Below are 18,470 nucleotides of genomic sequence, written 5' to 3'. Positions count from 1 at the left end.
GCCGCGGAGTCCTCGGACTCCGATCAGCGGTGCCACGCCCCATGCCAGACCGGCCCTGGCGTGACTGCCCGAGGGAGGTGAACCGGTGCGGTTGCCCAAGGGCCGCGGCCGTGCCGGCTGCCGCGCCCCGGGCGAGGGGATCGCGCACGATGTGCGGCTCGGCGGCGAGGGCGATCCGGGGTCCGCCGGAACGGCGGGCCGGTGCCGTGCGTCCCGCGCGCGGGGCACGGTCCGTGGCGGGTGCGGCGCGCACCGGGTGGCGTCGTCGTGGTGCCCGCGCGCCGGCGCCGCGACTCGAACGCCGGGTCGACGGTCAGCGTGCCCCGTGCTGCCGTGTCCGGTGTTCGGCGCGGTGGGGACGGCGACGCGTGTCATGGGGTCGCCCCCGGCCGTTGCCGGCACCGCCCAGGTACGGCGCGGACCAACGACGGGCGCACACAAGGGAGTTGATCCCCGGACGTCCAGCCTCGCGGGTGCGGCGGGCCTCAGAGGTCGCCGGTGACGCCGAGGCCGGTCAGGGCGCCCACCGGGTCGAGGTCGGGGGTGCCGCGGGGCCACCAGTCGTCGTGGCCCGGCTCGGACTCGTACGCGTACCACAGGCCGTCGCGGCCGAGGCGGAGCTGGAGGTGGCCCCGGGGATGGGTGAGGCGGTTGCGCCAGGGCCGGAAGGCGGGCAGGTCCGCGGCGAGCAGCAGCGGGCGGGCGCGGTCGAAACGCCCGGCCGGCGGGTCCCAGGCCTCCTCCAGGACGGTCAGGCCCTCGGGCCCGCCCTGCCGCCAGGCCGCGACCGCGCGCGCCAGCTCGGCCGGGGTGCGGCCGGCGGCGGAGGCCAGGGAGGCGTACAGGGCGCGTGTCGCGGCGGTGAGCCCCGAGCCGGGGCGGCCCGCGGCCAGGCGGACCGCGTCCTGCCAGAGTGTGAACCGCCCCACCGGGTCGCGGCCGGTGGTGAGCAGGGCGTGCGCCCGGGCGGCGGCGTCGGTGGCGAGCTGGTCCAGCGCGAAGGGGTCCGGGCCGCCGGGGGCCGCCGGGTACACCGGGGGCTGTTCCGGGTGCGGCGGCACGGGCAGCGGCGCCGGCAGGGGCGGCAGCGCGCCACGGGCCAGGACCTCGGTGGCCCGGACGCCGGGCAGCGGCGCGGGTTCCCTCTCCCGCGCGGCACGGGCCGCGCGGGCGGCGCTGCGGCGGGACAGGGTGTCGAGCACCTCGCGTTCGCCGCGGCCGCGCAGCAGGAACAGCACGAACGGGTCGGCGTCGAGCAGGCGGGCGGCCTGGTAGCAGAGGGCGGCGGCGTGCTTGCAGGGGTGGCCGGAGTCCGGGCAGCTGCACCGCGGGGCGAGGTCGCCGGGGCCGGGCAGCAGCGGGACACCGCAGTCCGCGAGGGACTGCGGCATCTCCTTGTCCAGCAGGGCGGCGATGTCCCCCGGCCGGTCGGCGGCGGCGTCCAGGAACCGCTCCCAGTCGGTGTCGTCGAGCGTGCGCAGCCGCACCTGCACGCGGTACGGCCGCGGGCGGCTGCCCTTGACGTACGCCAGGACCAGCCCCGGCGTCACGGTGATGGCGTCGACGTTGCCCTGCTCGGCATAGCCGCGTCCGCGGGCCAGGCGCTTGGCGTCCAGCGCGCCCTCCTCCAGCGCGGCGACCCACGCGTTCCCCCACCAGGTCTCCGCGAAGCCGCGGTCGTCCGAGGCGCGGGGCGGGAAGGCGGGGAAGGTGCGGCGCAGGTCGTTGTCGCGGTCGGGGGTGGCCATGGTGCGGGGCATCCGGGGGGTCGCCGGTGGGGGCGGGCCCGGTTCGGCCGGAGCGGGACGGTGGGAGGCCCCCGTCGTGCCCGGGGTGGCGGTCTCGCGTGCGTCGTGGGCCGCGGGGTGCGGGCGCGAGTGCGGGTGCGGGTGCGTGCCGGTGAACGCGGGGTCTCCGGGGGCTGCCGTGGCTGGGGACGCGGAGCGGGGCGTGCGCTCCGGCACGCTTCCCCGTCCCGACCCGTCGCGGCCGGCGGGTGCCTCCTCCGGCTCGTCCGCCGAGGCGGGCATGCGGAACGCGTCGGCGAGCAACGCGCGTACGTCCCGCGCGCGGGGGCCGGCCACGCGGTCCCGGGAGCCGCGGCCGGACCGCGTCGCGGCCACGGCGGACCGGGCAGCGGCCGCGGTGGAAGGCGGCGCCTTGTCCCCGGTGCCGGGGAGCCCGGCCGGGAGATCGTGCTCGGTCCGTCCTCCGGCCGGGGCGGCGGTGGCCGGCGTCACCGGTCCCGCGGGCGGTCGCGCAGCGGCGGCCGCCCCGTCGTCCTGCCCCGCGAGGTCCGTACGGGCCCGGCGCGCCGCGCGCAGCGCCTCACGCGCGAGGTCCGCGGGGCGGGGCTTGGCGGGGTGGGAGGTGCCGGGGGTGTCGGGTGCGCCGGGGGTGCCGCTGGGTGTGGGGTCGGCGAGGGTCGAAGGGGTCGGGGCGGCCGGGGCCGGGGCGGCCGGGGCCGGATCCTGGGAGGCCGCGTCGCCGGGGGTCTCCTCCCTCCGGGTCGCGTTCCGCGTGTCGCTGTGGGGCGGGTCCTCGGCGTCCTCGTCCGCAGGGCCCGCGGCAGGCCGGTCCGTGGCGGTCACGGTCGCAGTGGTCGCAGCGGTCGCGCCCCTGCTGCCCGGGCCGGTCGCCGGCCGCCGTACGGGCCGGTCATCGGGCCGGTCCGGCACGCGGCGGGACCCGTCGGCCGGCACTGCTTCCGCACCGGCTGCGCCGGTCCGCGGCGCGTCGCCGGAAACGTCCACCGGCCCACCGTCGGCGACACGGTCCACGCCCGCGTCCGCCGGCCCACCGCCGGGAGCGCCGTGAGCGGCCGCGTCCTCCTGCGGCACGTCATCCGTAGCCCCGTCGGCGGCCGCCCCGGGCGGAAGACCAGCGGAGGCGTCCTCCGGCGCCCCCGCCGCGCGCCGCGCCGCGACCGCCCTGCGCAGGGCCTCGCGGGCCACGTCGGCGGGGCGGGTGTGCGGGTGGGGGGACCCGGCTTCGGAGGGCTCGGGGGCCCGCGTGTCCGTGTCCGGCTCGGCGGATCGCACGGCCTGGCGGGTGTCCGCCGGGTCGGTCTCGCGGCCGGCCCGCTCCCGTGCCTCCCGCAGGGCGCGGCGTGCCTCGTCGGCGGGGCGGGGGGTCATGACGTCCTCCGCAGGGAGACCAGGTCGGACAGCTCGCGGTCGGTCAGCTCGGTGAGGGCCGCCTCGCCGGAGCCGAGGACGGCGTCGGCCAGGGCGCGCTTGGCCTGGAGCATCTCGGCGATGCGGTCCTCGACCGTGCCCTCGGTGATGAGGCGGTGGACCTGGACGGGCTGGGTCTGGCCGATGCGGTAGGCCCGGTCGGTGGCCTGCTCCTCGACGGCCGGGTTCCACCAGCGGTCGAAGTGGACCACGTGGCCCGCGCGGGTGAGGTTGAGGCCGGTCCCGGCGGCCTTCAGGGACAGCACCAGGACCGGCACGGCACCGTCCTGGAAGCGGTCGACCATGCGCTCGCGCTCCGGGACCGGGGTGCCGCCGTGCAGCAGGTCGGCCGGCACCGCGCGGGCGGCGAGGTGCCCGGTGATCAGGCGGGCCATGCCGACGTACTGCGTGAAGACCAGGGCGGAGCCGTCCTCGGCCAGCAGGGTGTCCAACAGCTCGTCCAGCAGGGCGAGTTTGCCGGAGCGGGCGGCCAGCCGGTCGCCCGCGCCGCGCGGGTGCTCCTCCTTGAGGAACAGCGCCGGGTGGTCGCAGATCTGCTTCAGCGAGGTGAGGAGCTTGAGCACCAGGCCCCTGCGGGCCATGCCCCGCGAGGTCTCGATGGCGAGCATCGACTCGCGCACCACCGCCTCGTACAGCGCGGTCTGCTCGCGGGTGAGCGGGACCGGGTGGTCGGTCTCCGTCTTGGGCGGCAGCTCGGGCACGATGCCCGGGTCGGACTTCTTGCGGCGCAGCAGGAAGGGCCGGACCAGGCGGGCGAGGCGCTGCACCGCCTCCTCGTCCTCGCCGTTCTCCACCGCGCGGGCGTGCCGGGCGCGGAAGGACTTCAGCGGGCCGAGCAGTCCGGGGGTCGTCCAGTCGAGGAGCGCCCAGAGTTCGGAGAGGTTGTTCTCGACCGGTGTGCCGGTCAGGGCCACGCGCGCGGGCGACGGGATCGTGCGCAGGGCCTTGGCGGTGGTCGAGTACGGGTTCTTCACGTGCTGGGCCTCGTCGGCGACGACCATGCCCCAGGACTGTGCGGCCAGGGCCGGGGCGGCCGAGCGCATGGTGCCGTAGGTGGTGAGGACGAAACCGCCGTCCAGGTCGTCCAGGCCGCGGTCGGGTCCGTGGAAGCGGCGGACGGGCACGCCGGGCGCGAACCGGGTGATCTCCCGCTGCCAGTTGCCGAGCAGGGAGGCCGGGCAGACCACCAGGGTCGGCTCGGGGCGGGCGCGCTTGAGGTGCAGGGCGATGACGGTGACGGTCTTGCCGAGGCCCATGTCGTCGGCGAGGCAGCCGCCGAGGCCGAGGGAGGTCATGAGGTCGAGCCAGGCCAGGCCCCGCAGCTGGTAGTCGCGCAGGGTGGCGCGCAGGCCCGGCGGGGGGTCGGCGGGGCGCACCCCGGCGGTCAGGCGGTCGCGCAGGACGGCCAGCGCGCCGGCCGGCACGGCCTCGACGGTCTCGCCGTCGACCTCCGCGGTGCCGGTGAGCGCGACGGACAGCGCGTCGACCGGGTCGAGCAGGCCGAGGTCGCGTTTGCGGGCCTTGCGGACGAGGGCCGGGTCGACCAGCACCCACTGGTCGCGCAGCCGGACGACCGGGCGGTGGGCCTCGGCGAGGGCGTCCATCTCGGCCTCGGTGAGCGGGTCGCCGCCCAGCGCCAGCCGCCAGCGGAACTGCAGCAGGTCCTCGCTCTCGAAGAAGCCGCTGCCGTCGGTCGCCGAGCCGGGGGCCGGGCGCACCTCCGCCCGGGCGGAGAGGTCCTGGGCGAGGTCCCTGGGCCAGTGCACGGCGACCCCGGCCGACGCGAGGCGGGTGGCCGCGACGCCGAGCAGGTCGCCCAGCTCGTCCTCGGACAGCGCCAGGACGTCGGGCACGTCCTGGTCGCCGAGCCGCTCCAGCGGCGGCCAGACGCGGGCCGCGCGGCGCACCGCGAGGGCGGCGTCCACGCGCGCGCGGGGGCCGAACGCGTCGTCCGCCTCCCCCGCCCACAGGGCCGCCGCGTCGGCGACGAGGGTGGGGTCGGCGAGGCTGTGCACCTGGACGACCGCCGCGCCCGCGCTGCGCAGGTCCTCGCCGGAGCCGTCGAACAGGTCGTACGCCGACAGGTCCAGGCGCAGGGAGATCCGCACCCCCGCGTCCATGCCGGCGGCGACCTCGGCGGCCCAGTCGTGGGCGCCGGGCAGCCGCTGCGCCTCGCGTGCGGCGAAGGGCCGGCCCGAGGCGTGCGGCGCGGCCGGGGTGCGGGGCAGGGTGTCGGCGACCGCGTCGAGGAAGGCGCGCACCAGTGCTTCCGGCTCGGGCAGCCGGAGGGGGCCGGGGCCGGGCAGCGGGACGGCGTGGCCCTCGTACGGCAGGGCGGCGGCCACCGCGCGCAGGTGCGCGATGTCGGCCGGCTCCAGCGGGCCCGCGCGCCACGCGTCGTGGCCGGTGGCCGTGAGGCCGGGCAGCAGCCGGCCGCGGGCGGTCAGCCGCAGCGCGTGCAGGGCGGCGGCGCCCCAGCAGGCGGTGGCGGGGTGGGCCGCAGGGTCGTGCCGGGCCCGCACCAGCACCGGCAGGGCCTCGTCGAGCGGGAGCGACAGCGCCGGGGCGGTGCGCCGCCGTACGCCGGAGCCGTGCCGCCGTACGACGGTGAGCTCGGTGTCCCCGGCGGGCGGGTCCCCGCCCTCGGGGTCCCAGAAGGCGATCCGCCCGTGGCGCGGGAGGGGGGCGGGCAGGAAGACGGCGGCGAGGCGTACGGGGACCGGGGTGTCCCCCGCCGCCTCGCCCGCCCCGCGCTCCGTCGCCCCGGCCGCCGCGGCCGTCTCGCTCATGCGTCCTGTCACCTCCCGCCCGCCTGTCGGATCAGACGTCTTCGACTCTACGGGCGGGGTCTGACAATCGGCTCCGGCGGCCGGTCCGCCGTCCGGTCGGGGCGTCAGGGCACCGTGCGGGAGACCAGGTACACCATCGGATAGGCGGGGTCGGCCAGGTTCACCACGATGTCGTGGGTGGGTGCCGGGTTCTCCTGCCGGTGCACCAGGCCCCGCCAGTCGCCCGCGCCGGAGAACGTCCAGCCGCTGACCCGCCGGTCGCGGGCGCCGATCGTGATGTGGTCCTTCCTCAGCTCCTGCCGGCTCGTGCCCACGCCCGCCAGGAAGGCGTCCAGGCCCGCCGCGTTGGTCTCGAACTGGACGTAGAGGCGGCTGGTCTTCCAGTTGTTGGTCTCGTAGTACGCCAGGTGCCAGGCCGGGTGCGGGACGGGCACCTGGTACAGGCGGCGTTGCAGCTTCGACGGCCAGCCCTCGGTCAGGCCGGTCGCCGAGTACTTCGCCTCCTTGTCCTTGCCGCTGGCGCGGCTCTGGTTGGCGGAGATCACCAGGTAGCCGGCAGGGATGCCGATGAGCAGCACGATGATCAGCAGGGTGAGCGCCCTGCGGCGGATCATGTGGCCGCGGTCCTCGGCGGGCGGCTGCGGCCCGGAGGGCCGGGGCTGTCCTGACAGGGCGTCCGTCACAGGGTCTCCTGGGTGCTGCGGCGGGCTTGGGTGAACCGTTCGTAGCGCTCGTACCGCTCCACCCGGCGGCGCTTGGCGCGGCGGAAGCGGCGGGCGACCAGCCGGGCGAGGTCGGCGGCGCCGACCATGCCGGCCTCGGGACCGAGCTGGGCGCGGACCAGGCGCGCCTCGGGGCGGTAGCCCCGGCCGGTCAGGTGGCGTTTGAAGGCGTCCCGTGCGGGGCCGATGAGCAGGTCGTCGGCGGCCGAGACGCCGCCGCCGATGACGAAGCAGGAGGGGTCCAGGGCGGCGGCGAGGTTGGCGATGCCGACGCCGAGCCACTGGCCGATGTCCTGGAGCAGTTCGACGCACATGGCGTCGCCCTCGCGGGCCAGCTCGGTGATCATCGGGCCGCTGATGTCGGAGATGTTGCCCTTGACGTGCTCGATGATCCCGTACGCCACCGGCGAGTCGGCCGCGGCGAGCTCGCGGGCCTCGCGGACCAGGGCGTTGCCGGAGCTGTACTGCTCCCAGCAGCCGCGGTTGCCGCACGGGCAGCGGTGGCCGCCGGGCACCACCTGCATGTGGCCGAACTCACCGGCGACGCCGTACTTGCCGCGCTTGACCTGGCCGTCCTCCAGGATGGCGCCGCCGATGCCGGTGCCGAGCGTGATCATGACCAGGTGGTCCTCGCCGCGGCCGGCGCCGAAGCGCCACTCGGCCCAGGCAGCGGTGTTGGCGTCGTTGTCCACCAGGACGGGGACCGACAGGCGGCTCGCGAGGCGGTCCCGCAGGGGTTCGTTGCGCCAGGACAGGTGCGGGGCGAACAGCACCCGGTTGCGGTCGGCGTCGACCCAGCCGGCCGCGCCGATGCCGACCGCGTGCACGTCGTGCCGGTCGGAGAGGTCCAGGACGAGTTCGACGATGGTGTCCTCGACGACCTTCGGGCTCTTGGACTTGTCCGGGGTCTCCGTGCGGAGCTTCTCCAGGATGTTGCCGTCGGCGTCCACGACGCCCGCCATCACCTTGGTGCCGCCGATGTCGATGCCCACGGTGGGCACGCGGGGTGCCGTGAGGTGGGAACGGCGCTCCCGGGTGCCCACCGTGCGGAGCACGGGAGCCCTGCGGGAGCCGATGGGGGCGGTGAGGTCGCGGTAGGTGCTCATCGCCGCCGATTGTGCCGCACGGGTGGGGTGGGTGCCGAATGGGGAAGCGGGGTGTGCCGTTCGTCGCCGGGGGCGGGGGTGGGGTGATCGCGCGGTTCCCCGCGGCCCCGGAGCACGCCGGGCGTCGTTCGCGCAGTTCCCCGCGCCCCCGGCCGTGTGCGGAGCGTTGCCGGGTGCGGGAGCGTGGGGGTTATCGCGCAGTTCCCCGCGCCCCCGGCCGTGTGCGGAACATAGCCGGGTGCGGGAGCGTGGGGGGTTATTGCGCGGTTCCCCGCGCCCCCGGAGCACGCCGGGCGTCGTTCGCGCAGTTCCCCGCGCCCCCAGAGCACGCCGGACGTCGTTCGCGCAGTTCCCCGCGCCCCCGCGCGGGCTCGTTGTCCCTCGGTCGGTCAGTGGGTTTCGGTTCGTTCCAGTTCGTGGCGGAGGTCGTCCAGTTCGTTTCCGCCTGCCATCTGGCGGGTCAGTTCCTCGAGGGTGATGTCGGCGCGGGTGTGGCTGCCGGCCATCGTGCCCCGTTTCAGCAGCACGAAGCGGTCGCCGACCAGGTACGCGTGATGCGGGTTGTGGGTGATGAGGACCACGCCCAGCCCTCGGTCACGGGCCGCCGCCACGTACTTCAGGACCACGCCGGACTGCTTGACGCCCAGCGCCGCCGTCGGCTCGTCCAGGACGAGCACCTTCGCGCCGAAGTACACCGCCCGCGCGATCGCCACGCACTGCCGTTCGCCGCCGGAGAGCGTGCCGATGGGCTGGTCGACGTCGCGCAGGTCGATGCCCATGCGCAGGAGTTCCTCGCGCGTGGTCCGGCGCATGAAGTCGACGTCCAGGCGCTTGAGGACGCCCTTGCGGGGTTCGGAGCCGAGGAAGAAGTTCCGCCACACCGGCATGAGCGGGACGACGGCCAGGTCCTGGTGGACCGTCGCGATGCCGCGGTCCAGGGCCTCGCGCGGGGACGTCAGGCGGGTCTCCTCGCCGTCGATGCGCAGGGTGCCGCCGTCGTGCCCGTGCAGACCGGCGATGATCTTGATGAGGGTGGACTTGCCGGCGCCGTTGTCCCCGAGGACGCAGGTGATCTCCCCGGCGTGGACCTCCAGGGAGACGCCCTCCAGGGCGCGGACCCGCCCGTAGTGCTTGCCGACGCCGGAGAGCTCCACGAGCGCCGTGCGTTCCTGCGTACCGGTCACTCGGCGGCCTCCGCCCGCTTGCGGACCCAGGCGTTGAGCAGGGTCGCGAGGAGCAGCATCGCTCCGAGGAAGAACTTGAACCAGTCGGGGTTCCACTCGGCGAAGACGATGCCCTTGCTGGTCATGCCGAACAGCAGGGCGCCGACCGCCGAGCCGACGGCGCTGCCGTACCCGCCGGTGATCAGGCAGCCGCCGATGACGGCCGCGATGATGTAGATCAGCTCGTTGCCGACGCCCTCGCCGGACTGGACGACGTCGTAGCTGAAGAGCAGGTGCTGGCCGGAGATCCAGGCGCCCAGCGCCACGCCCATGTACAGGCCGATCCTGGTCTTCGCGACGGGGACGCCGACCGCGCGGGCCGCGGCCTGGTTGCCGCCGACGGCGAAGATCCAGTTGCCCGCGCGGGTGCGCAGCAGGATCCAGCTGGCGAGGGCGACCAGGGCGAGCCACCACACGACGGTGATCTTGATGTCGACGCCGCCGAGGGTGAGCGTCGAGGCGAACAGCGCCCGGGCGCTCGGGAAGCCCTCCATGTCGGCGATCGTCTTGGTGGAGACGGTGCCGCCGATCAGCTTGGTGAGGCCGAGGTTCATGCCGGTCAGCATCAGGAACGTGCCGAGGGTGACGATGAAGCTCGGCAGTTTGGTGCGGGTCAGCACGAAGCCGTTGAAGGCGCCGATCGCCAGGGTGACCAGCAGGGACACGGCCACGCCGACCCAGACGTTCGCGGTCATCTGGTAGCTGAACATCGACGAGACCAGCGCGGAGGACGTCACCAGGACGCCCGCCGACAGGTCGAACTCGCCGCCGATCATCAGCAGCGCCACCGGGACGGCCATGATGCCGATCGTGGAGGACGCGTACAGGACGGTGCCGAGGCTGGAGGCGCGCAGGAAGCTGTCGGCGGCGAGCGCGAAGAAGACGAAGACCGCGAGCGCGCCGACCACCGAGCCCAGCTCGGGACGGCTCAGCAGGGTCCGGAGCGGAGAGCTCCGCAGAAACCTTTCGTCAAAGGTGGTGTCGGTGGTCGCGCTCATCGGGTGCCCCGCTTCGTGTACTCCTCCAGCGCGGCCGCGTCGGCCTTGGTGATGATCTGCGGCCCGGTGAGCACCGGCCGGCCGCCGCCGAGGACGTCGGCGTTGTACCGGTAGAGCCACAGCAGGTCGACGGCCTGGTAGCCCTGGAGGTAGGGCTGCTGGTCGACGGCGAAGCCCAGGGTGCCGTCCTTCAGTCCGGCGGCCACCTTGGCGTTGAGGTCGAAGGTGTCGATCTCGGCGTCGCTGCCGGCGCCCTCGCGGGCCTTGACGGCCGTGTCGGCGTACGGGGCGCCGAGCGTGACGACCGCGTCGACGGTTCGGTCCGACTGGAGCCTCGCCTCCAGCGCGGACTGCACGTCCGGCATGCTCGTGCCGTTGACGTAGAGCCGGGCGACCGTGCCGTCGAAGGTCTCGGCCAGGCCGTCGCAGCGCTGCTCGTGGCCGACGTTGCCCTGCTCGTGCAGGACGCACAGGACCTTCTTCCTGCCCCGCTCGTTCAGCTCCTCGCCGACCGCCTCGCCGGCGATCGTCTCGTCCTGGCCGATGTGGGTCAGCGCGCCGAAGTCCTTGGACTCGGCCGAGCCGGAGTTGACCGTGACCACCGGGATGCCGGCCTCGCGGGCGCGGGCCACGGCGGCCTTCATCGCGTCGGGCTTGGCGAGCGTGACGATGATCCCGTCGACCTTCTTGTCGACGGCCGCGTCCACGAGCTGGGCCTGCTGCTGCGCCTCGTCGTCGTGCGAGTAGAGGAAGTTGATGTTGTCCTTGACGGCGGCCTGCTCGGCGCCGCTCTGGACGATGTCCCAGAAGGTGTCGCCGTCGCCCGAGTGCGTGATCATCGCGAAGGTCCAGCGGGGCGTGTCCACCGCCGCCCTGCCCTGGGCCGCCGCGGCCTTGCGGGCGTCCTCCGCCCGTTTGCCGCCGGTGCTGCTGCACCCGGCGAGGGACGCGCAGAGCGCCCCCGCCACCGCGATGCCCACCCAGGTCCGAAACCGTGCCACGAGGCCGTGCCCTTCTTGCCGTGTTCTGTCGTACGCGAGGGCCGGTGACCTCCTAGGTCTCACCAGCCGCAAACGCTCCATTGTCGACCACGGGCGTCCGGCGCCGGGCGGCCGGGGAGGGCGGCCGGGTCACATTGTCCGGACATCAGGACGAAGGGCGGGCCCCGCCGGGCGGGAGCCGCTGGGGGCAGGGAGCCCGGGACGGCGGCCCGGGATCGCGGGCCGGGACGGCGGCTCGGGGGTGCGGCCCGGGGGTGCGGCTCAGGGCCGTACGAGCAGCTGGAACTCGAAGGAGTAGCGGGACGGCCGGTAGGTGTGGCTGCCGTGCTCGACCGCGCGGCCGGTGTCGTCGAAGGTGACGCGCTCCATGGTGAGCAGCGGGGCGCCGGCCTCCTCGCCGAGCCGTTCGGCCTCGGCGGCGGAGGCGGCGCGGGCGCCGATGGACTGGCGGGCGCTGTGCAGGGTGATCCCGGCGGACCGCATCAGGCGGTACAGCCCGGTCGCCTCCAGCTGCGCGGTGTCCAGGTCGATGAGGCCGGGCGGCAGGTGGTTGCACAGGTACGCCATCGGCTCGCCGTGCGCGAGCCGCAGCCGCTCCACCCGGTGCACCTCGCTGTCCTCGGCGACGCCGAGCGCGGCCGCGATCTCGGCGGACGCCGGGACGACGGTGTTGACCAGCACCTTCGTGGCCGGGCGCTGCCCCGCCGCCTCCAGGTCGTCGTAGAGGCTGCTCAGTTCCAGGGGGCGCTTGACCCGGCTGTGCACGACCTGGGTGCCGACGCCGCGGCGGCGCACGAGCAGGCCCTTGTCGACGAGCGACTGGATGGCCTGGCGGACGGTCGGCCGGGACAGGCCGAGCCGGGCGGCGAGCTCGATCTCGTTGCCCAGCAGGCTGCCCGGGGTCAGCGTGCCGTGTTCGATGGCGGCCTCCAGCTGCTGGGCGAGCTGGAAGTACAGCGGCACGGGTGAGCTGCGGTCCACGCTCAGATCGAGCCGCACGGTCGGATCCGGTTCTGGTTTCGGCACGGGCCGAGCGTAGCTCCGCGCGTTGTTGACGGGAAGTCGTGTAGTCCGGTTGTCCGGACATGGGCGTTGACACCGCCGGTCCCGGGCCGCACCTTGTCTCCATGCGCATCGGGGTCATCGGTACGGGCCGGATCGGCACCGTCCACGCGAACACGCTCAGCCGGCACCGCGACGTCGGCTCCCTGATCCTCACGGACGCGGACGCCGCACGGGCCCAGGAGCTGGCGCACCGGCTGGGCGAGACGGCGGCGCCCGGCGTGGACGAGATCTTCCGCTGGGGCGTGGACGCCATGGTCGTCACGACGGCCACGTCCGCCCACGCCGAACTGATCGGCCGGGCGGCGCGCTCGGGGCTGCCGGTGTTCTGCGAGAAGCCCATCGCGCTCGACCTCGCGGGCACGCTGAGCGCGATCGCCGAGGTGGAGGCGGCCGGGACGGTCCTCCAGATGGGTTTCCAGCGCCGCTTCGACGCGGGCTACACCGGCGCCCGGGAGGCCGTGCGGTCCGGGCGGCTGGGCCGGCTGCACACCGTCCGGGCGGTGACCGGCGACCAGGCGCCGCCGCCCGCGGAGTGGCTGGCGCTGTCCGGCGGGCTGTACCGGGACGCCCTCGTCCACGACTTCGACGCGCTGCGCTGGGTGACGGGCCGCGAGGTGGTGGACGTGTACGCCGCCGGGTCGGACGCCGGTCCGGCGATGTTCCGCGCGGCGGGCGACGTCGACACGGGCGCGGCGCTGCTCACGCTGGACGACGGCACGCTGGCCACGGTCACGGCGACGCGGCTGAACGGCGCGGGGTACGACGTGCGCATGGAACTGGCCGGGGAGCGCGACCAGATCGTCGTCGGCCTCGACGACCGCACGCCGATCGCGTCGACCGAGCCGACCGGGCCGCCCGCCGCGGACAAGCCGTGGACGGGCTTCCTGGAGCGCTTCGGGCCCGCGTACGAGGCGGAGCTGAACGCGTTCGTCGAGGTCGTCCGCGGCGAGCGGCCCAACCCCTGCGACGGGCGGGAGGCCCTCCAGGCGCTGCGGATCGCGGAGGCGTGCGAGCTGTCCCGCCGGGAGCGCAGGCCGGTACGGCTCATGGAGATCGCGGGCGGGGCGGAGCGGTCGGCGATGTGAGCGGGCCGGTCCCGGGGTCCGGACGGCCTGCCGGGGCCTGTCGCCCTTCCGTCTCCTCCTCCAGCAGTCCCGCGTCGTAGGCCAGCAGCGCGACCTGCACCCGGTTGTTCAGGCCGAGCTTGGCCAGGATGCGGGAGACGTGGGTCTTGACGGTGGCGACGCTCATGTAGAGCCGCCGGGCGATGTCCGCGTTGGACAGGCCGCGGCCCACGGCGACGGCGACCTCGCGTTCGCGGTCGTTCAGGAGGCCGATGCGCTCCCGGGCGTGGGCGCGGCGCGTGTCGGCGGCGCCGCCCACCGCGTGCCGCACCAGCTGGCGGGTGACGGCCGGGGACAGGACGGGGTCCCCGGCCGCGACCCGCCGCACCGCGTCGAGGATCTCCGCGGGCGGGGTGTCCTTCAGGACGAACCCGGCGGCGCCCGCGCGCAGGGCCCGCAGGACCTGCTCGTCGGCGTGGAAGGTGGTGAGCACGATCACCTGCGGGGCGTCCTCGCGGCCGCGCAGCCGCTCGGTGGCCGTCAGGCCGTCCACCGCGGGCATGCGGATGTCCATGAGGACGACGTCCGGGCGGGTGCGGTCGACGAGCGGCACGACCTCGCCGCCGTCCGCGGCCTCGCCGACGATCTCGACGTCGCCGGCGCCGCCCAGCATCAGGGACAGCCCGGCCCGCACCAGGGGATCGTCGTCGACGAGGAGCAGTCTGATCGCAGTCATGGGGTCACGTAATCACGGTCGCGCGGGCGGCGGGAGGTCCGGGCCGCTCGCCGCCCGGTCCCCACAGGACTCGTGCGGGCGGCGATTGGGCCGGGGCGCGCCGCCGCTCCTCCCGGGTGCCCGTCGCGTCCCGCCCGGCTACGGCCCCCACGGCAGCCACGCCCGTACCAGGAAACCGCCGTCCGGCTCGGGGCCGTGCTCCAGCGTGCCGCCCGTGAGCACGGCCCGCTCGGTCAGGCCGATCAGCCCCTGCCCGGAGCCGGGGACGGGCGGCACCTCGCCCTCGGGGGGCGGGTTGCGCACCGACACGGTGAGGCCGTCGCCGCGGGCGCCGGTGACGGACACGGTGACCTCGGCTCCGGGGGCGTGCTTGCGGGCGTTGGTCAGGCCCTCCTGGGCGATGCGGTAGGCGGTGCGGCCGACGGAGGCGGGGACGGCGGCGGGGTCGGTGACCCGGTTGTCCAGGGTGACCTTCGTGCCGGCCGCGCGGGACTCGGCGACCAGGGTGTCCAGCGCGGCGAGCGTCGGCTGGGGCCGGCCCGCGTCGTCGCCCTCGGCGGCCCGCAGGACGCCGATGATCTCCCGCAGGTCCTGCAGGGCCTCGTGCGCGCTCTCCCGGATGACGCCGGCCGCCCGGACGATCTCCTCGCGGGGCGCGTCGGGCCGGAACTCCAGGGCGCCCGCGTGCACGCTCAGCAGGGTCAGCCGGTGGGCGAGGACGTCGTGCATCTCCCGGGCGATGGCCTCGCGGGCGAGCCGCTGGGCCTGCTCGGCGCGCAGCCGCGCCTCCGTCTCGGCGCGCCGGGCCCGGTCGCGCAGGCTCAGCACGAGCTGCCGCTTGGACCGTACGAACATGCCCCAGCCGATCGCCGCGACGGTGAGCAGCGCGCCGAGCGCGACCCCTGCCGCGAAGGGCAGGCCGGGGGTGGGGCGCAGCCAGAAGTACACGGGCGCCAGCACCAGTTGGGCACCGGCCACCCAGGCCACGTACCGGAAGGGGCGGTGCACGGCGAGGGTGAACAGGGAGAGCATGAGGACGCCGCCCGCCGTGTCGGAGACGAGGCCGACGGGGACCATGGCCACGGCCAGCCCGAGCGGCCACCGGCGGCGCAGCCAGACCGCGGCGCAGGCGAGGGCGCCGGTCACCTGGTCGACGAGGATCAGCGCGTGCGGAAGGTGGCTCTGGCCGGCGAGGTCCCCGGCGATGAGCAGGCCCAGGACGGCGGCGAGCCCGAAGCAGGAGAAGTCGACGGCCCAGTCGCGCGCGGTGCGCCGCGGACGCCGCCCGGACCGCCGCGTGCCGGGGTCGAGTTCGTCCAGCAGGGCGGAGGGGAAGAACCATCTGCGCCCCGTGAACACCGGGGAGGCCTGTACCGACACGTCACCGCTCACGGCCGCCAATCTACGCAGCCCCGCTCCCCCCGGCCGCCGTGCGGACCGGATCGCCGACGGAAGTCGCACGGCGTCCGACTTCGGTCGCGTCCGGCGGGGGCGGTGCGCGACCTTCCGCCGACGGGGTCCCGCCCCGCGGCCGATGTGCGCGGGGGGTCCGCGGGGCGAGGGTCGTCACCATGAAGCAGGTGCTGGAGATTCTCGGGTTCATCGCCCTGGTGCAGGGCGCGGTGGGGCTGGCCGGCCGGTTCGCCGGCTGGCACTGGGGGTTCGTGGAGCGGCTGGACCTCCTCGACGGCTACGAGGTGTACGCGAGCGTGACCCTGCTCGTGCTGGCCTTCGCCCTCTTCGCCGCCGCCGAGAGCCGGAAGTCCGGCTGACCCGCCGCCCTTCCGGCCGGCCGCCGGCGACCCGGGGGCGGGACGGACCGGTGCCGACCCGCCCCCGGGTCGCCGCGGGTCAGCAGCCGTGGTCGACCAGGTCGAACGAGGCGTAGTGGTCGGCGGTGTAGTAGTCCTCCCGGTACTGCTCACCGGTGACGATGCGGCGCGCGCCGCGCGTGGCGGAGCCGGGCGTGACGACCGTGTACTCGTGGTAGTAGCCGCTCGCCCTGCTGGGCAGGATGCGCTCCCGGTTCTGGAAGACGGTGCCGTCCTGGGAGTACGGGAACGGCCCGCCCCGCTCGATCAGTTCGAGCGTGTCGTGCGCCTGGGAGGGCAGGTCGCCGTAGCAGATGCTGCCGACGGCCGAGGCGGCGGCGTGGGCGGTGGTCGTGGCGGCGGTGCCACCGGCCAGGAGGCCGGACAGGAGGGCGGCGGCGGCACCGAGCCGGGTGAGGCGTGGGGGGAATCTCATGGGCCCATGATGACGCGCGTAGAAGATGGCATGTCAATGACAAGACCGTGGAATTTACCGTCAAGTCCGCTGTGTTCGCGCGGAGTTAACCCGCCGCCCTGCGCCCCCACGCCGTCCCCACCAGCACCAGGGCGCCCCCCAGCAGTCCGAGCGCCGCGAGCCGTTCGCCGCCGATCAGGATGCCGGCCGCCGCGGCCCACAGCGGCTCGGTGCCGAGCAGCAGGCTGACCCGGGACGGAGAGGTGCGGCGGACCGCCCACATCTGCACGAAGAAGGCGAACAGCGTGCAGAAGGCGGACAGGAACAGCAGCCCGGCCCACTCCCGCGGCCCGAAGCCCGCCGCCACGCCCCACGGGGTGGTCTCGGCACCGGCCGACAGCACCGCGAACACGGCGACCGCCGCGCCCAGTTGGACGGTGGTCAGGGACAGCGCGTCGGCCCCTCGGACGGCCTTGAGGCGTGCCATCGCCAGGACGTGCACCGTGCGGGCGACGGCGGCGAGCAGCATCAGCAGGTCGCCGAGGGAGGGCCGGGTGACACCGCCGCCCTGGGTGAGCAGGACGACGCCGAGCACGGACAGGCCGGCCGCGCCGAGGAAGGCGCGGGAGGGGCGGGTGCGGGTGACGGCGGCCTCGGCGAGCGGGGTGAGGATCATCGTGAGGCTGATGATGAGGCCCGCGTTGGTCGCCGAGGTGTGGACGACGCCGTAGGTCTCCAGCAGGAAGATGCCGCTCAGGACGAGCCCGAGGAGTCCGGCCCCGCGCCACTGCGCGGCCGTCAGCGCGCGCAGGGAGCGGTGCGCGGCGAGCGCCAGCGCCGGCAGGACGAGCGCGAAGCGCAGCACCAGGACGGCGACGACGGTCCGCGCGGTGGTGATGTCCTTGGCGGCGAGGTAGCTCGCGCCCCAGACCACGGCGACGAGCAGGACGGGCAGGTCGGTGAGCCAGGCGCGGCGGGGCGCGAGGGCGCCGGGTACGGCGATCGACGACATGGCGACGGTCTCCAGGGCTGGGGCGGGCGTGGAGACGTCGGCGGCTCCCGCGGGGCGCGATCACGGTACTCGGGCCGGTGCGTGGCGGCTACATTTTTCGCGCGGCCGCCCCGCGCGCCCCGCCGGCCGCCTCCCGCCGCTCCCCCCGGGGCCACGCGGCACGCGGCGCGCGGCGCGCGGCACCCCGTCTACGTGTTCTCCGGCAGCTGGTAGGAGCCGTACTCCGGACGCCCCGCCAGGTCGTAGGACTGGACGGAGACGCCCGCCCCGGTGACCTGCCCGCCGGTGTGCCGGAACGCGGTCGGTACGGCGCCCTCCGGGAAGAGGCGGCGCCCGGCGCCCAGCACGACCGGGAAGGTCAGCAGGTGGACGGTGTCGACCAGGTCCCGGGCCAGCAGGGACCGCGCGAGGGCGCCGCTGCCGTGGATCTGGAGCTCGCCGTCGGTGCGCTCCTTCAGGGCGGCGACCTCCGCGGCGAGGTCGCCGCCGAGGACGGTCGTGCCCGCCCAGCCGGGGTCGGTGAGGGTGGTGGAGGCGACGTACTTGGGCAGGCCGTTCAGCCTGGCCGCGATCGGGTCGTCCGGGTCGGTCACCCTCGGCCAGTGCGCGGCGAAGATGTCGTAGGTGACGCGGCCGAGGAGGAAGGCGCCCGCGCGGTCGAAGACGCCGGTCACGAACCGGACGAAGTCCTCGTCGCCGTAGGGGACGCTCCAGCCGCCCTGGTCGAATCCGTCGCGGGTGTCCTCGGACGGTCCGCCGGGGGCCTGGTAGACGCCGTCGAGGGTGAGGAAGGTGGTGAGGACGAGCTTGCCCATGGCGTGGCCTTCTTCCGGGCTCGGGATGGTCCGTTGTCATCAGCTCAGACTCCGTCCGCGCCCGCGACTCATCGGCGGCGCGGCGACCTCACCCGGTGTGCGCCGGGAACGGTCCGCCCCGCGGGGCCCTGCCGGTCGCCGCCCCGGGCCCTTCCCGGGGCGTCGGCGAGGCTCCCGGTGGTGGGTGAGGGACCGGAGGATGCCGCGGCCCTCGCCGTCCCCCGCGATGCGGTACGGGAACGCGGCCGACTCGCCCGGCAGGACCCGCCGGCCGGTCCGCGGGGCCGTGCCCACGGCCTGGCGCAGCAGGCCCCTGCCGCCGCCCGGGCCGCCCCCGGCCTGCTGCCCGCCGCCCGACGGGCCGGTCAGCCGGGTCTCCGTGGTCGCGTTCGGCGTCCTGACAAGGACCTGGCCGGCCTCGCGGTGCGCCGTCCGCCCCGGCCGCAGGCCGGCGACCGCCTCGGCATGGCGTTGCCGACGAGCCCTTGCCGAAGGGGCACGCGGGGAGAGCCCGGG

15 protein-coding genes are annotated in these 18,470 nt (G+C 75.6%); 2 read left to right on the top strand and 13 right to left on the bottom strand.

Going from position 1 to position 18,470, the window contains the following annotated elements; genetic code table 11:
• Positions 1-485: 485 nt before the first annotated feature.
• From ACIF8T_RS28655 to ACIF8T_RS28620, 8 genes are all read right to left on the bottom strand, one after another.
• Entirely contained in the window at positions 486-2,678 is a 2,193-nt protein-coding gene (locus tag ACIF8T_RS28655; RefSeq protein WP_400039090.1) for an SWIM zinc finger family protein, read from the bottom strand.
• A gap of 455 nt (positions 2,679-3,133) precedes the next feature.
• Positions 3,134-5,986, bottom strand: coding sequence for a DEAD/DEAH box helicase (locus ACIF8T_RS28650; protein WP_400038996.1), 2,853 nt, complete (start codon positions 5,984-5,986; stop codon positions 3,134-3,136).
• 104 nt (positions 5,987-6,090) lie between these two features.
• Complete coding sequence (locus ACIF8T_RS28645) at positions 6,091-6,600, bottom strand: sugar kinase (protein WP_400039089.1); 510 nt, start codon at positions 6,598-6,600, stop codon at positions 6,091-6,093.
• 65 nt (positions 6,601-6,665) lie between these two features.
• Complete coding sequence (locus ACIF8T_RS28640; protein ID WP_400038995.1) at positions 6,666-7,814, bottom strand: ROK family glucokinase; 1,149 nt, start codon at positions 7,812-7,814, stop codon at positions 6,666-6,668.
• Positions 7,815-8,203: 389 nt separating this feature from the next.
• Positions 8,204-9,028 carry an ATP-binding cassette domain-containing protein gene (locus ACIF8T_RS28635; RefSeq protein WP_400039088.1) on the bottom strand — a complete coding sequence of 275 codons (825 nt, stop codon included), beginning with the start codon at positions 9,026-9,028 and terminating at the stop codon, positions 8,204-8,206.
• Entirely contained in the window at positions 8,995-10,035 is a 1,041-nt protein-coding gene (locus tag ACIF8T_RS28630; RefSeq protein ID WP_400038994.1) for an ABC transporter permease, read from the bottom strand. Before ACIF8T_RS28630 ends, ACIF8T_RS28635 begins: the two co-directional genes overlap by 34 nt.
• Complete coding sequence (locus ACIF8T_RS28625; protein WP_400038993.1) at positions 10,032-11,036, bottom strand: sugar ABC transporter substrate-binding protein; 1,005 nt, start codon at positions 11,034-11,036, stop codon at positions 10,032-10,034. Before ACIF8T_RS28625 ends, ACIF8T_RS28630 begins: the two co-directional genes overlap by 4 nt.
• A 261-nt stretch (positions 11,037-11,297) precedes the next feature.
• Positions 11,298-12,035, bottom strand: coding sequence for a GntR family transcriptional regulator (locus tag ACIF8T_RS28620; RefSeq protein WP_400039087.1), 738 nt, complete (start codon positions 12,033-12,035; stop codon positions 11,298-11,300).
• 128 nt (positions 12,036-12,163) lie between these two features.
• Here ACIF8T_RS28620 and ACIF8T_RS28615 point away from each other — a divergent pair, with 128 nt between their 5' ends.
• Positions 12,164-13,186 carry a Gfo/Idh/MocA family oxidoreductase gene (locus ACIF8T_RS28615; protein WP_400038992.1) on the top strand — a complete coding sequence of 341 codons (1,023 nt, stop codon included), beginning with the start codon at positions 12,164-12,166 and terminating at the stop codon, positions 13,184-13,186.
• Here ACIF8T_RS28615 and ACIF8T_RS28610 read toward each other — a convergent pair.
• Positions 13,146-13,901, bottom strand: coding sequence for a response regulator (locus tag ACIF8T_RS28610; RefSeq protein ID WP_400038991.1), 756 nt, complete (start codon positions 13,899-13,901; stop codon positions 13,146-13,148). The genes ACIF8T_RS28615 and ACIF8T_RS28610 overlap by 41 nt on opposite strands.
• Before the next feature lie 138 nt (positions 13,902-14,039).
• Complete coding sequence (locus tag ACIF8T_RS28605; RefSeq protein ID WP_400038990.1) at positions 14,040-15,293, bottom strand: sensor histidine kinase; 1,254 nt, start codon at positions 15,291-15,293, stop codon at positions 14,040-14,042.
• Positions 15,294-15,472: 179 nt separating this feature from the next.
• On the opposite strand from ACIF8T_RS28605, the gene ACIF8T_RS28600 reads away from it, so the two are divergent.
• On the top strand, positions 15,473-15,673 hold the full coding sequence (locus ACIF8T_RS28600) for a hypothetical protein (protein WP_400038989.1): 201 nt from the start codon (positions 15,473-15,475) through the stop codon (positions 15,671-15,673).
• A gap of 79 nt (positions 15,674-15,752) precedes the next feature.
• Here ACIF8T_RS28600 and ACIF8T_RS28595 read toward each other — a convergent pair whose 3' ends face one another.
• The 3 genes from ACIF8T_RS28595 to ACIF8T_RS28585 form a co-directional block, all read right to left on the bottom strand.
• Entirely contained in the window at positions 15,753-16,148 is a 396-nt protein-coding gene (locus ACIF8T_RS28595) for a ribonuclease domain-containing protein (RefSeq protein ID WP_400038988.1), read from the bottom strand.
• Between the two features lie 85 nt (positions 16,149-16,233).
• Positions 16,234-17,139: a DMT family transporter gene (locus tag ACIF8T_RS28590; protein WP_400038987.1), complete on the bottom strand. Its 906-nt coding sequence runs from the start codon at positions 17,137-17,139 to the stop codon at positions 16,234-16,236.
• Positions 17,140-17,327: 188 nt separating this feature from the next.
• Positions 17,328-17,954: a dihydrofolate reductase family protein gene (locus ACIF8T_RS28585; RefSeq protein WP_400038986.1), complete on the bottom strand. Its 627-nt coding sequence runs from the start codon at positions 17,952-17,954 to the stop codon at positions 17,328-17,330.
• Positions 17,955-18,470 lie beyond the last annotated feature (516 nt).

Origin of the sequence: Streptomyces sp. NPDC085946 (assembly GCF_044540485.1) — a bacterium.
GTDB lineage: Bacteria > Actinomycetota > Actinomycetes > Streptomycetales > Streptomycetaceae > Streptomyces.
The sequence above is the reverse complement of the archived record's forward strand: the minus strand, read 5'-3'. Positions and strand labels throughout refer to the sequence as shown.

What these genes read in the sequence shown, in the direction of transcription:
- ACIF8T_RS28640 (WP_400038995.1), bottom strand. Translation starts at nt 7,814, where the DNA reads ATGAGCACCTACCGCGACCTCACCGCCCCCATCGGCTCCCGCAGGGCT.
- ACIF8T_RS28615 (WP_400038992.1), top strand. Translation starts at nt 12,164, where the DNA reads ATGCGCATCGGGGTCATCGGTACGGGCCGGATCGGCACCGTCCACGCG.
- ACIF8T_RS28595 (WP_400038988.1), bottom strand. Translation starts at nt 16,148, where the DNA reads ATGAGATTCCCCCCACGCCTCACCCGGCTCGGTGCCGCCGCCGCCCTC.
- ACIF8T_RS28630 (WP_400038994.1), bottom strand. Translation starts at nt 10,035, where the DNA reads ATGAGCGCGACCACCGACACCACCTTTGACGAAAGGTTTCTGCGGAGC.
- ACIF8T_RS28610 (WP_400038991.1), bottom strand. Translation starts at nt 13,901, where the DNA reads ATGACTGCGATCAGACTGCTCCTCGTCGACGACGATCCCCTGGTGCGG.
- ACIF8T_RS28590 (WP_400038987.1), bottom strand. Translation starts at nt 17,139, where the DNA reads ATGTCGTCGATCGCCGTACCCGGCGCCCTCGCGCCCCGCCGCGCCTGG.
- ACIF8T_RS28585 (WP_400038986.1), bottom strand. Translation starts at nt 17,954, where the DNA reads ATGGGCAAGCTCGTCCTCACCACCTTCCTCACCCTCGACGGCGTCTAC.
- ACIF8T_RS28650 (WP_400038996.1), bottom strand. Translation starts at nt 5,986, where the DNA reads ATGAGCGAGACGGCCGCGGCGGCCGGGGCGACGGAGCGCGGGGCGGGC.
- ACIF8T_RS28600 (WP_400038989.1), top strand. Translation starts at nt 15,473, where the DNA reads ATGAAGCAGGTGCTGGAGATTCTCGGGTTCATCGCCCTGGTGCAGGGC.
- ACIF8T_RS28645 (WP_400039089.1), bottom strand. Translation starts at nt 6,600, where the DNA reads ATGATCCGCCGCAGGGCGCTCACCCTGCTGATCATCGTGCTGCTCATC.